Raw genomic sequence first — 12,512 nt, 5'->3', positions numbered from 1 at the left:
CTGCTTTGCCCGCGACCTTCGCCCTGGATATAACCCATAAACGACAATGCCCCTATCAACCGATAGAGGCATTGTCTTCAACTCACCCTCGGACTGCTAGGTTTTCACACAGTCTGTCGATGGCCCCGTTTTTTTTTATTGCGTTCAGAGCCGATCCACGTCGGGCTCGAAGCGCTCACCACGAAACAGCCGCCGTGGGTTGCCCCGCTCCACCTGCAGGTGTGCATCACGACGCCGCGCCCGCGCCGCATCGGCTTGCGCCTGGGCATGCATGGCGAGGCGCTGGGCGATCAGTAGCAGCGCCAGACGCTTGTTGGCGTGCTGGCTGCGCTCGCTCTGCACCTTGACGCTGATGCCGCTGGCCACATGAGTGGCCCGCACCGCCGAGTCGGTGGTGTTGACGTGCTGACCGCCCGGCCCCGACGAGCGCAGCGTTTCAAAACGGATTTCACCGGCCAGCTCCTCTGCCGGCGCGGCAAAGCGCGCACCACCGAAGAACCAGTTCTTGCGAGCATGGCCGGGCCTGTAGGGGCTTGGGCAGGTCCATTGCAACGAGCCCGTCCAATCACCAGCCAGCCGCTCGGCCTGCTCGCCATCCAGCACCAGCAATACCGAACGCAAGGTGCCGCGCCGCGGCCCCGGCTCCTCTTCGAGTACCCGTACCGTCACGCAGAGGCCATCCGCTTCGGCCTGTAGCCTGGGCAATGCCCTGGCCACCGCCAGCGCACATTCCTCCGGGCCCTGAGCCGCCGAGAGTTGCAGAAGGATCATCAGCAACACCCTCCACGCGTCTTGTAGGTCAGCACCGGCTTCAGTCGCGCCAGCACGCGAACCAGTCCGGCCTCACGCAAGGCACCGACCACCGAGTCGATAGCCTTGTAGGCCTCGGGCGCCTCCTCGTAGATCAGCGCACGGTCGGCGCAGATCACCCGGCTGCCGAGTGCAGTGCGGCTCAGTTGCTCGACGCTGTAGCGCGCGGCAAGGCGATCCTTGCACTCGCTGCGCATCCATTTGCGACCAGCACCGTGGGCCAGGGACAGCAGGCTGCGCTCATCGGCGATCGGCTGCACGAGGTAGCTGTAATCGCCACGCGAGCCGGGAATCACCACCGTGCCCTGGTCCGACGGCGTGGCGCCCTTGCGGTGCAGCCAGCCATCGAGACCATCGACACGCGCCGGGGACACCAGATTGTGGTTGATGTCGAGCACCCTCTCGCCGTCGGCACGCAAGCGCTCGAGCATGCGCCGGGCAATCAGTTGGCGGTTGGCTTCGGCGAAACGCAGCGCCCCGTCGTGTCGACCCAGGTAGTGGCTACTGGCATCGCTGCCGGCCTCCAGGCCCTGATGGCCGAACAGGTCGACCTGCTCGCGCAGGATCGCTTCACCGAGGCCGCGCGAGCCGCTGTGCACCAGCAACAGCAGGTGTTTACGCTCGACGCCCAAGGCCGTTAGCGCAGCATCGTCGTAGCTTTCATCGAGCTGCTGCAGCTCGGCGAAATGGTTACCGCCGCCGATGGTGCCAAGGGAACGCTCGTGGCCGGTGATTGGCAGCCCGAAAGCGGCGACCGCCTCCTGCCAGCTCTCGTCGAGTGGCAGGTCGAGGTTACCGAGGCGCTTCTCCAGCTTGTCCAGATGCAGCCTGGCGGTCGCCATGTCCGTGCGCCACAGCGCCATGCCGCAGCCGATGTCGTTGCCAACCAGCGCCGGGTAAAAACGCCCGACGGAAAAGAATGCTGCACCAACCGGATAGCCACGCCCCGGGTGCAGATCCGGCATGCCGGCCACCCGCTGCATGCCCGCCAAGCGAGCGGTGGTTTCGAGTTGCTGGATCGCTTTTCCTTCGATCCAGGTGTCGTCCGCGGCGACCAATACGGCGCCTTCGGACAAATTGCGAATGCAAGTGCCCATAGTCCAATCCTGATGGGTTGAAACACAAAGATGTTCGGATTGGCAGGCCAGAGGCCGGGCGTTGCGGCACCGCTAACGAACAGCGGCGAGTGCGATCAAGCCAGGCGCGACCTGCAAAGGGTGATCAGTTGCTGCATGATGTGCCTCCTTTGCTGTCGGTTGAGAGAAGGCGCGCATGCTAGGCGCATTGGCGACGGCTTGCAACCTGGCGCGGCGATTACGTGGTGCACTGCACAACCTGCCAGCGAAGCGGCGGCCCGCTAGTTGCTTGGCAACCGGCGTATCTACAACTACAGCTTCTATTAACCGCTCGCATTGGTGACCGCGTGTCTACGAACACCGTCACCGGCTGTATCCCAAGCTCCGGGATCGAATCTGCGTATCAGGGAGATGCGTGATGTTGACGCTGCTCAATCTGTTGTCCGCCATTGCCCTGCTGATCTGGGGCACCCATATCGTGCGTACCGGCATCCTGCGGGTGTATGGCTCGCAGCTGCGTCGTGTGCTCAGCCATAACGTCGGCAAGCGGCCGATGGCCTTCGTCGCCGGCATCGCCGTCACCGCGCTGGTGCAGAGCAGCAACGCCACGGCGCTGCTGGTCACCTCGTTCGTCGGCCAGGGCCTGATGGCGCTGACCCCGGCACTGGCGATCATGCTCGGCGCCGATGTCGGCACCGCGCTGATGGCCCGGGTGCTGACCTTCGACCTCAGCTGGCTGTCGCCACTGCTGATCTTTCTCGGCGTGGTGTTCTTCCTGTCGCGCAAGCAGACCCGCGCCGGCCAGCTTGGCCGCGTGGCCATCGGCCTGGGCTTGATGATCCTCGCCCTGCAACTGATCGTCACCGCCGCCACGCCGATCACCGAGGCCAAGGGCATCCACGTGCTGTTCGCCTCGCTGACCGGCGACGTGCTGCTCGATGCGGTGGTCGGTGCGCTGTTCGCGTTGATCTCCTATTCCAGCCTGGCCGCGGTGCTGCTCACCGCGACCCTGACCGGCTCCGGGGTGATCGGCCTGCCGGTGGCCATCGGCCTGGTGATCGGCGCCAACATCGGCAGCGGCGTGCTGGCCTTTCTCAATGCCAGCATGCAGAGCCAGGCCGGCCGCCGTGTGGCCCTGGGCAGCCTGCTCTACAAGCTGATCGGCCTGATCCTGGTGATCCCGGTGCTCGACCCGCTGGCGCACTGGCTCGATAGCCTGAAATGGCACCCGGCCGAACTGGTGATCGCTTTCCACGTGCTCTACAACACCCTGCGCTGCCTGCTGATGCTGCCGACCCTGGGCCTGATGGCGCGCTTCTGCAACTGGCTGCTGCCCGATCGCCCGGACATCAACGCCGTGGCCAAGGCCCGTCACCTCGACCCCACGGCGCTGTCGACGCCGAGCCTGGCGCTGTCCAACGCAGTGCGCGAAACCCTGCGCATCGGCGATCTGGTCGACAGCATGCTCGTTCACTTGCAGGATGCCCTGCGTGGCAGCCAGCCGATTCTCGCCAAGGACCTGCGGCGCATCGACGACGACATCGACGCCCTCTACACCGCCGTGAAGCTCTACCTCGCGCAGATCCAGCAGGAGGACCTGAGCGAGTCCGATAGCCGGCGCTGGGCCGAGATCATCGAGTTTTCCTCCAACCTGGAGCGCTCCGGCGACCTCATCGAGCGCATGCTCGGCAAGATCCAGGACGAGAAGACCGCCCAACGCCATGCCTTCTCCGAGAGCGGCCTGGAAGAACTCACCGCGCTGCACGAACGCCTGCTCGGCAACCTGCGCCTGGGCCTGTCGGTGTTCTTCTCCGCCGACGCCGATGCCGCACGCCAACTGCTGCGCGAGAAGCGCCGCTTCCGCATTCAGGAGCGTCGGCTCACGCATTTACATGTCGAACGTCTGCATAGGCAGGTGGTCAAGAGTCTGGAAACCAGCTCTCTGCACCTGGAACTGATCGACGATATGAAACGCCTCAATTCGCTGTTCTGCGCAAGCGCCTACGCCGTACTCGGCAGCCACGAAACCGGTGCCCTGCTTGCCGAAGAAGGTGGCGAATAGTGCGGGCCATGGCCCGCTCACTGGCACTGCTGCTGGGGCTGATGCTGTGCGGCCCGCTGTGGGCGGCCGACCACCTGAAGGTCGAAGGCTACCCGTTGGACAACGGCTTGCAGCTGATCCTCAAACCCACCGCCGAACGCGGCCACGTGTCGATTCGTCTGGTGGTCGGCGTCGGCTTCGACCAGTTCGACTGCGCCCACAAGGAAATGCCGCACCTGCTCGAGCACCTGCTGTTCAGCGGTATCGACGCAAGCGGCGAAGCCGGCCTGGAAGAGCGCATGCAGGCCCTGGGTGGCGACTGGAATGCCTTCACTCGCGACAGCGACACCACCTTCGTCATCGAAGTACCGGCCGCCAACCAGCGTGCGGCGCTCGATCTGCTGCTCGCTGCCCTGTTCAACACCGAATTCACCGCCGAACGTATCGACGCAGCCAAGCGGGTGATCGTCCACGAGAACGGCGAACACCCGGCCGCCTGGCAGCGCCTGCTGGGTGCTTCGAGCAAACGTAACGATGCCACCGAGCAAGTGGCCGCCGAACTCGGCCAGGCCTGCGCCGAGCAGGATTCGCTGAATCGCCTCGACACCGCAGGGCTGGAGCGCCTGCACGAACAATGGTACGTGGCCAACAACATGACCCTGATCATGGTTGGCGACCTTGATCGCCGCCTGCCCGCCTACCTGGAACGGCGCTTCGGCGAACTGCCGCCTGGCCCCATGCCCGAGCTGCGCGAACTGCCGGAAAGCACCGACCACGCCGAGCCCGAACGCACGTTGACCACCGGCCTGCTCGGCGATACCGCCCAGGTGAACCTGATCTTCACCGAGCCCTGGATCGGCGAACTCGACCAGGGCACCTGGCAGTTGCTCCGCGATTACCTGCAATGGGCCGTGTACCGCGACCTGCGTCTCGAACATGGCCTGGCATACAGCCCCAATGTGGAACGCAGCGCCTACGGCAGCAGTAGCTTTTTCAGCATCAGCGCCGAGGTGGCACGCGAAGACGTGGCGCAGACCGAGCAGCGCCTGCATGACTTGCTGCAACGCCTCGCCAAGGACGGCCTGGATGACGCCACCGTCGAGCGCCTGCGCAGCGTCGCCCTTGCCCGCCAGAACTGGACCGCACAGGGCAACAGCGCCCTGGCCGACACCTACTGGAGCTCTCTGGGCAGCTACGAAGAGGGCCGCTTCGCCGACCCGGCGCCGGAACTGCGCAAGATCCACACCGCACAGCTCGATGCGGCGCTGAACCTGCTGCTCAAGCAGCCGAGCTACCAGCGCGTCGAGCAACCGCTGCTGAGCACTGCCGGTCTGTATGGGGTGGGTGCAGCGGCAGTGCTAATTCTGCTGCTGGCCCTGGTCGGTCTGGCCAGCCTGCTGCGCCGCCACTGACGAAAAGCCCCGGATAACCGGGGCGCTCGCTGCTGCAACCGCGCTGAGACTCACTCGATGATGTTGAACTCGCTCAGGTACTCCTCGGAGATTTCCAGGCCCAGGCCGGGCTTGTGGTCATCCAGCTGGATATAACCATTGACCGGTGCCGGCTCGCCCTTGAACACGTAGTAGAACAGCTCGTTGCCGACCTCGACGTCGAACACCGGGAAGAACTCGGCCATCGGCGACGCGGTGGTCGACATGGTCAGATGGTAGTTGTGCATCTGCCCGGCATGGGGGATCACCGGCACCGACCAGGCTTCGGCCAGCGCGTTGATCTTGCGCGCCGCAGTGATGCCGCCCACGCGGTTGGTGTCGTACTGGATCACGTCCACGGCACGGCGTTCGAGCATCTCCTTGAAGCCGTACGAAGTGAACTCGTGCTCGCCGCCGGAGATCGGCATGATGCCCATCTTCTTCAGCTCGATGTAGCCTTCCAGATCATCGGCGATCACCGGTTCTTCCAGCCAGCGCGGCTCGAACTCGGCGAGTTTGGGCAGCATGCGGCGGGCGTATTCCAGGGTCCAGCCCATGTAGCATTCGAGCATGATGTCCACGTCCGGGCCGGCCAGTTCACGCAGCGCACGCACCTGCTCGATGTTGCGGCGCATGCCCGCCGGGCCATCTTTCGGGCCGTAGCCGAAGCGCATCTTCAGGGCGTTGAAGCCCTGGTTCAGGTAGCCCTGGGCCTCTTCGAGGAACAGGTCGAGGTTGTCGTTGGCGTAGAGCTTGGAGGCGTAGGTCCAGATCTTTTCCTTGGTGCGCCCACCGAGCAACTTGAATACCGGCTTGTTCACCGCCTTGCCCATGATGTCCCAGATGGCGATGTCGATCGCCGAGATCGCCGCCATTCCGATGCCCTTGCGACCCCAGGCATGGCTCTGACGGTACATCTTCTGCCAGATGTACTCGTTGTCGAACGGGTCCTCGCCGATGGCGATGGGCGCCAGGTACGTGTCGATGATCTCCTTGGCCACCCGCGGCGCCAAGGCGCAGTTGCCGATGCCGACGATGCCGTCGTCGGTCTCCACTTCCACGACCAGCCAGCCGTGGAAACGAAACGAGCCCATGGCATCGCCCTTCTCGAAGAGGATGTCGCTGGCGTTGGTACAGAAGTGCGCCTGGGGCGGCACGACCTTGCCCTTCCACTCGAAAACGCGGGTACGGATGGATTTTATTTTCATGCTGCGGCTCCTTTCACGATCAGTTGGCACGCGCCGCTTTCAACGGCGCCGTGGGGTTGCTTGATTGACGGTTGAGGCGATGGATCATCAGAGCGCCAACCACAGCGACCACGGCCAGGGCAAACATCCCGGCACGTGGATCGCCGAACTGGCTCTCCATGAAGGTTTTCAGGTTGGGAGCGACGAAGCCGCCGAGGTTGCCCAGCGAGTTGATCAGGGCGATGCCGCTGGCAGCGGCGGCGCCACTTAGGTAACTGGTCGGAATGGTCCAGAACAGCGGCTGCACGGCCACGAAACCGGCGGCAGCGAAGCAGAAGGCGATCACCACCAACACCAGGCTGCCGCCCAGAGCCGATGCGGCGATCCCGCAAGCCGCCATACCCAGCATGCAAACGGCAAGCTGTCGATGCAGCCCGGTACGGTCCGCGTATAGCGTCACCAGACGGGTCACGATCAGGGCGCACAGCCAGGGGACGGCGGTGATCAAACCGACGTTGAGGCCGACGGCGCCGTCCAGGAAGCTGGCGATACGTGTCGGTAAATAGAACACCACGCCGTACACGCTCATCTGGATGGTGAAATACACCAGGCAGAAGCGCAGCACCCGACCGCTACGCAGTGCACTGAGGAAGCCATGCGGGCTGTGTTCCTGCTTCTGTGCATCTTCAGCTGCCAACCTGGCTTCAAGCGCGGACTTCTCCGCGTCGCTCAGCCAGCGAGCATCACGAGGGCGGTTGACCAGATAGAAGTAGGCGACGACACCAATCACGGATGCCAGCAGCCCCTCGACCACGAACAGCCATTGCCAGTTGGTCAGGCCGAATACCCCGTGGTATTCCAGCAGCCAGCCGGACAGCGGCCCACCTAGCACCAGTGCCAGGGGCAGGCCGAAATAGAACATGCCCAGCGCCTGGCCACGGCTCTGGGCCGGGAACCAGTAGGTGAGATAGAGAATGATGCCGGGGAAGAAACCAGCCTCGGCAACGCCCAGCAAAAAGCGCAAGACGTAGAACGTCATGGCGGTATCGACGAACATCATGGCCGCTGACACCAGGCCCCACGTGACCATGATCCGGCACAGCCAGACCTTGGCGCCAAGGCGGTGCAACATCAGGTTGCTGGGCACTTCGAAGAACGCGTAGCCAACGAAGAAAATGCTGGCACCAAAGGCGAAGGCCGCATCGCTAAGCCCCGTATCGGCCTGCAGGTAACTGCGCGCGTAGCCGACGTTGGCCCGATCGATGAAAGCCAGTACGTACATGAGGATGAGAAAAGGCAGGAGCCGCACGCGGCTTTTGCTGATGGCCGAGGTCAATGCCTCGACCGATGTTCTTGTTGTCATGGTCAGATCCTTCTTTGCCGGTGATCACCTTGCGAGGACTCAAGGTGGGCTTCTTATTGGTCTATCGAGCCAGGCATCGCTACCTGTTGCCGCCGACTCTAGCCACAGCCCGAGGCGGCGGATAATCACTTATGCGCATTCGGTGATAACCACAGGAAATGTCTGAAGCGGCAAAAGCCGCGCGCGCGTTATCGCGACGTCGCTCAAAAAGCCCCCGAGAGGCGAGCACGAGAGAAGGTCAGTAGCGAATGCAGGAATGCTGCAAAAAGCGCTGTAAGGCCAGCGCTTGCACAGTTGGTGACGCGCTTGAAAGTTCGAGCCCCTTGAGGCACAGCGCCCTCAGAGTGAAACGGAAAACGAGACAGATTTGAATGGCACTTACTTGGACCTCCTAGGATGTCCCTTTTTTGGATTCCCGTACGCTCTGCCTGGCGCACTCGAGTCAATAGTGGATACGGTTTTGGCCTTCGCTTGAGTTGCTGGCGAGCAACCAGGGCTCTTGTTCACGGCGAGCGTTTTGTCGGCTGAGCTTGCTGCGCGCGATGCTGCCCGTCACGCGTCGATACTTCCTGCCCTTGGGTGGCTGGTGAATGCCGTACAAAGCAACACTGTGCGGTGCACAGCGCGTCATCTCGATTTCGCCAAGCGACCGCACTGTCGAGGTTATCCGCTGGTAGAGCTGCTTGATCGGTTGCCAGTGGCCGTGCTCGTCGAGGTAGAGATCACGATTACGCACGCGACCCACGTAATACCAGTCCTTGGCTTCGACAGCCTGGAACCAGGGACGACGAAATCCGGCATCTGTCACCAGGATCGGCACGCATTGATCGGGGAGCATAAGCTCAAGCGCGTCGAGTAGTTGCCTCTGGCGTTGTGGGCAGCCTTCACGATCGTGCACGCTCTCATAAACGGGGAACGCCCTTCCGGCCAGTGGTATTGAAGCGCGCAGCAAGTAAAGGTCAGAAGCGGCATTGATCGGCGATCAATCCACCAGGATCAGTGGATGACGCAGGTGGCCAAGCATTGCCGTGAGTATTTTCCAGTAGAACAGAGGGCGTTTGGACTGAAACTGGGCGTCACCCAGCAAGCGATCCACGCGCTTGATCGAATGTTTGGTGTAAGCCCTGCTGGGCATGGCCCTGCCGAGATCGGTCAGGGTTAAGCGATGCCCATGCAGCAACGCACTGACGCCGCTCATCAAGGCGCTCAGTCGCTTGCTGTGGATCGTGGGGAGTGCTTGGGAAAATGCCTTGTGTAAGCATCGTACTGCCTGCATGAGTCTCGGGGGTTGGTTGGTTTGGCGACTACCAAACTGCCGACTCATGCAGGCATCTTCAAGCTATCTGACTGATCTTCATGAATATTTTGTGGGGATTCCTCAGGGTCTGTCCCCTATTACTCTTTCTATTACTCTTTCGTCCTGGGCCGACAGGATGTTGATGTCCTGCCCGGCATCGATGTCGACATCGTTGCCCGCCTGTATGCGGCTGGCGATCAGTCGTAGGGCGTATTAGCCGAAGACGTAATCCGCTGAACGGTTCAGCGACGCCATTTATTTTTAAAGAGCAATTGGCTTGTGAACGTCTTGCATGCGCCACATGATCACCTCGTGGTAAACGACGGATTACGCTTCGCTCAGTTATCCTACAATCATTAATTCGCCTTACCGCGCTCTATAATTTAAAATCCACATAAACCGACTTAATCTCAGCTACTGGGCCACTCTCAAGCATATCAGGAATATAAAATCTCAACACCCCATCATTTATCGAGATACCAGTACCATCCTCCTCAACATCAAAGGCGATACCTAAAGCACTTAGAAACCTTTCTATATATTGAAAATCCTTCCCCAACACTTGCACCCCTGAAAAATAAAACTCAGAGCCCAGCGCATAAAACTCAATGCCTATCAGAATATCGCTGGCGTCATACCATGTTCTAGCAACAAGGCTGCCAAAAACGTCAATCGTATTTTCAGAAAACTCTGTTTTGGGCAATACTCTAAAATCTCCGCCCATCAAATCCCTGACACGCGCTCTATCACGAACACCTGCGAGCAAGGAAACACCATATTTTTCGTTGTATTCAAAAATCATTGACTTCACCTTCCAACAAAATCTATGGGATCAAGAGTATCTGCATACTTCGACATCTGTTCTATACCCGAATCGTACTTACTTCCAAATTTAGAAATCAATGGGGTCAGAGTCATTGATTTAACGCTGCGCTTCGCGGAACGTCACAGATTTACTATCACCGCCCCGCCCAAGAGGAGCTGCTCGCCTACCTGTCTTGACCTCAATTTGAGCCTTGAACCGATCATTACCAAGCTCCCCCTTGTTCGTCGCCTCACGAATCTCCGACAACTGTCGATCAGGCAATCGGCCCCGGAGCAACGAACGATAGGCGCTCTGGTGCTCCTCCTCTGTTTTACCGAGGCGAAGATACAGAGCGTGTGACGTGAGCAACTGGATAAGCTTGCCCAAGACATTGGCTTGATAACGTGACCATGAATATTCCGACGCGTGAGCAACAATGCCTGCTCGTACCGGGTTCAGCTCTAGATACCGGTAAACCGTTAACAGGTAGCTATCACTATCGACTAGCATCGATTTATATCGTCCCTCCCATAAGGTACCGGTACGACCATAAGTGAAATTGAAGTATTGAACGTATCGACGCCCCAGAGCCTGCATCAGCCGGCTAATGCCTTGTTCATCACTGGGCGTGGCGAGCAGATGCACATGATTTGTCATCAGCACGAAAGCATGAATGGCGACGCGATATTTTTTGGCCGACTCGCTCAGAAAAGAAAGGTAGACCTTGTAGTCTGCTTCATCGTAAAAGCAGGCCTCACGATTAATGCCTCGCTGAATCACATGCTGGACGCATCCCGGAAAATAAAGGCGGGGTAAACGGGCCATGGCGTGCTCCTCTACTCAAGATCGGGAACGATAGCTGCCATGACACGTCGATATCAATGATTCTGACCCCATCGATTCTGGCCCCATCGATTGTGTTTGGTGATTACTGCGGAGTGAAGTGAAAGTCCCCGGCTAGACCGGGGACTTCTTTGAATAACGCTCTTCCAATCTTCTAGCCGAACTTAGAATACTGTCTCTCTCTTCAGGAAAGAAAGCAGAGTAAACATCGGCTGCGACCTTCATCAAAAAGACATAATCAAGCACTGAAATACTTGAAGTTTCCACTTCCCCCAAAAAGAAACTGACCTCACTAAACTCCTCAGGGTCATCCCAATCCTGATCAAGAGAATAGAAATACCCCTCACTCACAGAGAAGCCATTCCCCCTCGAAGCCTCATGGATAAACGCGGGGAAATTAGTTCGCCTCCTCGCTATGGATGCCTCTATTAGCTCGTAAAGATCTCCATAATCCAGGCCAGTGGAGGCGAATGACTCCTTGAGCTTTTCAAGCCAAGACAAACCACTCATCAGTTTGCTCTCGGCGGCATAGTAATGAAGGAGTTTGTTACTTCGCTAGTCTTGTTGTTACGCGTCACCTGAAAGTAATAGCCATCAACCTTGATACTAGCCTCCCTCAAGGCCGAATTGGCTTTGAACACAGATTCCGCCTGGACTGCCGCGCGACTAGACATATCAGCCATTTTATTATCCGTCAGAACTTTTGGGTCATAGGTTGTTTTCGTAGATACAGGCTTATACCCGCCAATAAATTCGCCCTTAGTGTTGGTTCTAGGCAACTGATAGCTGTACTCAACAACCCCAGGGAAACGAGCATCTGTGATTCTATTGGAAACCTTCGCACCGGTTATTTCAACCGACTCTAGGAATGCATCGTTGTTGTGGGCACCAAAAATCGTACCCGCCTTACTGTTTCGCACACCGATTTGGGTGTTATGACCGATAACTGACTCACCGAAATTCTTCGGCAATGTAGAGGCTGTTTGTCCTCCAGTTGAGGCAGTTGCTTTTGCCCCAACTATTCGCGTCTAATATAAACCGGGACCACACTGTCACCAGAGAAATCTATCCAGGCTTCGCCCACCGCGATACCATATGTTATTGGAACTGACTCAATCCCCATAACTAACGAGTCAAATTCAGTAATCACATCATCGATTTCCTCTCTATCCCCAGCCAAATCTTCCATCAAGAAAAACCTAACACTCACTCCTTGAGAAAAATCAATCAGTACGGCTTTGAAATTTGGGGAAATCGCCCCTAGCAAAGCCTGCACTAATGCAATAATTATTTTATTCCTAACTACCAAATTCATATTAATCCACCAGCTTGGGGGTAGGACTAGTCGGGACAACACTTGGACTTTTCGTTCCCTTAATAATGAAAACGCTCGTTGGCTGACTGTTTATCCCCGCACCAATATTTACGTTAGTTCCAGTGACCCCATCAACTCGAACGATAGGAAACCCTTGAGCATTCTTACCTAGAATAACCGCATTACCAGAACGATATGCGTCCAGAACCTTCTGCGCATCAGAGATATCGCTCAAATACCCCCCTTTACCTCGCTCCGCCAACTGAGGTGTTCCCTCTAGATGTCTTAGCTGCTTCTGGCGACTAATTTGAGCGGAAACCTCTGGAAACTCTTTAGGCGTAAGTA

13 protein-coding genes and 1 pseudogene are annotated in these 12,512 nt (G+C 58.8%); 2 read left to right on the top strand and 12 right to left on the bottom strand.

Annotated features, from left to right (window positions below):
• Positions 1-144: 144 nt before the first annotated feature.
• Together prfH and BVH03_RS25375 are read right to left on the bottom strand one after the other, a co-directional pair.
• Entirely contained in the window at positions 145-771 is a 627-nt protein-coding gene (gene prfH, locus BVH03_RS25380) for a peptide chain release factor H (protein ID WP_075963782.1), read from the bottom strand.
• The gene (locus BVH03_RS25375; RefSeq protein ID WP_075963781.1) at positions 771-1,907 is read right to left on the bottom strand and encodes an RNA ligase RtcB family protein; all 1,137 of its coding nucleotides are present in this window, start codon (positions 1,905-1,907) and stop codon (positions 771-773) included. The genes prfH and BVH03_RS25375 overlap by 1 nt, the downstream gene beginning before the upstream one ends.
• Before the next feature lie 397 nt (positions 1,908-2,304).
• On the opposite strand from BVH03_RS25375, the gene BVH03_RS25370 reads away from it, so the two are divergent.
• Both BVH03_RS25370 and BVH03_RS25365 read left to right on the top strand, forming a co-directional pair.
• Positions 2,305-3,948: a Na/Pi cotransporter family protein gene (locus tag BVH03_RS25370; RefSeq protein ID WP_075963780.1), complete on the top strand. Its 1,644-nt coding sequence runs from the start codon at positions 2,305-2,307 to the stop codon at positions 3,946-3,948.
• An 8-nt stretch (positions 3,949-3,956) separates the two neighbouring features.
• On the top strand, positions 3,957-5,339 hold the full coding sequence (locus BVH03_RS25365; protein WP_075963819.1) for a pitrilysin family protein: 1,383 nt from the start codon (positions 3,957-3,959) through the stop codon (positions 5,337-5,339).
• Between the two features lie 50 nt (positions 5,340-5,389).
• Here the strand turns inward: BVH03_RS25365 and BVH03_RS25360 are convergent, their stop codons facing one another.
• The 10 genes and pseudogenes from BVH03_RS25360 to BVH03_RS26555 all read right to left on the bottom strand — a co-directional run.
• The gene (locus tag BVH03_RS25360; protein WP_075963779.1) at positions 5,390-6,565 is read right to left on the bottom strand and encodes an L-rhamnonate dehydratase; all 1,176 of its coding nucleotides are present in this window, start codon (positions 6,563-6,565) and stop codon (positions 5,390-5,392) included.
• A 19-nt stretch (positions 6,566-6,584) separates the two neighbouring features.
• Positions 6,585-7,907 carry an MFS transporter gene (locus BVH03_RS25355; RefSeq protein WP_075963778.1) on the bottom strand — a complete coding sequence of 441 codons (1,323 nt, stop codon included), beginning with the start codon at positions 7,905-7,907 and terminating at the stop codon, positions 6,585-6,587.
• A 460-nt stretch (positions 7,908-8,367) separates the two neighbouring features.
• Positions 8,368-9,183 (bottom strand): annotated as a pseudogene (locus BVH03_RS27060) (IS4 family transposase); the annotation flags it as partial.
• Between the two features lie 102 nt (positions 9,184-9,285).
• Complete coding sequence (locus tag BVH03_RS27375; RefSeq protein ID WP_371915395.1) at positions 9,286-9,402, bottom strand: hypothetical protein; 117 nt, start codon at positions 9,400-9,402, stop codon at positions 9,286-9,288.
• Between the two features lie 178 nt (positions 9,403-9,580).
• Positions 9,581-10,006 (bottom strand): hypothetical protein, encoded by a 426-nt coding sequence (locus BVH03_RS25340; RefSeq protein WP_075963776.1) that lies wholly within the window; start codon positions 10,004-10,006, stop codon positions 9,581-9,583.
• A gap of 120 nt (positions 10,007-10,126) precedes the next feature.
• Positions 10,127-10,834 (bottom strand): transposase, encoded by a 708-nt coding sequence (locus BVH03_RS25335; RefSeq protein ID WP_075963775.1) that lies wholly within the window; start codon positions 10,832-10,834, stop codon positions 10,127-10,129.
• Positions 10,835-10,966: 132 nt separating this feature from the next.
• Positions 10,967-11,362, bottom strand: a complete 396-nt coding sequence (locus BVH03_RS25330; protein ID WP_075963774.1) for a hypothetical protein — start codon at positions 11,360-11,362, stop codon at positions 10,967-10,969.
• A complete protein-coding gene (locus BVH03_RS25325; RefSeq protein ID WP_075963773.1) occupies positions 11,362-11,823 on the bottom strand; it encodes a CdiA family toxin C-terminal domain-containing protein in 462 nt (153 codons plus the stop codon). The genes BVH03_RS25330 and BVH03_RS25325 overlap by 1 nt, the downstream gene beginning before the upstream one ends.
• Positions 11,824-11,870: 47 nt before the next feature.
• Positions 11,871-12,167 carry a hypothetical protein gene (locus BVH03_RS25320; RefSeq protein WP_256574819.1) on the bottom strand — a complete coding sequence of 99 codons (297 nt, stop codon included), beginning with the start codon at positions 12,165-12,167 and terminating at the stop codon, positions 11,871-11,873.
• A gap of 1 nt (position 12,168) precedes the next feature.
• Positions 12,169-12,512 (bottom strand): polymorphic toxin type 50 domain-containing protein (locus BVH03_RS26555; RefSeq protein WP_256574818.1); only part of this gene is annotated, 344 nt, incomplete at its 5' end.

Source organism: Pseudomonas sp. PA15(2017) (assembly GCF_001945395.1).
Taxonomy (GTDB): domain Bacteria; phylum Pseudomonadota; class Gammaproteobacteria; order Pseudomonadales; family Pseudomonadaceae; genus Aquipseudomonas.
This window is presented reverse-complemented; position numbering and strand designations above follow the sequence as displayed.

What these genes read in the sequence shown, in the direction of transcription:
- BVH03_RS25335 (WP_075963775.1), bottom strand. Translation starts at nt 10,834, where the DNA reads ATGGCCCGTTTACCCCGCCTTTATTTTCCGGGATGCGTCCAGCATGTG.
- BVH03_RS25330 (WP_075963774.1), bottom strand. Translation starts at nt 11,362, where the DNA reads ATGAGTGGTTTGTCTTGGCTTGAAAAGCTCAAGGAGTCATTCGCCTCC.
- BVH03_RS25370 (WP_075963780.1), top strand. Translation starts at nt 2,305, where the DNA reads ATGTTGACGCTGCTCAATCTGTTGTCCGCCATTGCCCTGCTGATCTGG.
- BVH03_RS25320 (WP_256574819.1), bottom strand. Translation starts at nt 12,167, where the DNA reads ATGAATTTGGTAGTTAGGAATAAAATAATTATTGCATTAGTGCAGGCT.
- BVH03_RS25360 (WP_075963779.1), bottom strand. Translation starts at nt 6,565, where the DNA reads ATGAAAATAAAATCCATCCGTACCCGCGTTTTCGAGTGGAAGGGCAAG.
- BVH03_RS25365 (WP_075963819.1), top strand. Translation starts at nt 3,957, where the DNA reads ATGGCCCGCTCACTGGCACTGCTGCTGGGGCTGATGCTGTGCGGCCCG.
- BVH03_RS25375 (WP_075963781.1), bottom strand. Translation starts at nt 1,907, where the DNA reads ATGGGCACTTGCATTCGCAATTTGTCCGAAGGCGCCGTATTGGTCGCC.
- BVH03_RS25355 (WP_075963778.1), bottom strand. Translation starts at nt 7,907, where the DNA reads ATGACAACAAGAACATCGGTCGAGGCATTGACCTCGGCCATCAGCAAA.
- BVH03_RS25340 (WP_075963776.1), bottom strand. Translation starts at nt 10,006, where the DNA reads ATGATTTTTGAATACAACGAAAAATATGGTGTTTCCTTGCTCGCAGGT.
- prfH (WP_075963782.1), bottom strand. Translation starts at nt 771, where the DNA reads ATGATCCTTCTGCAACTCTCGGCGGCTCAGGGCCCGGAGGAATGTGCG.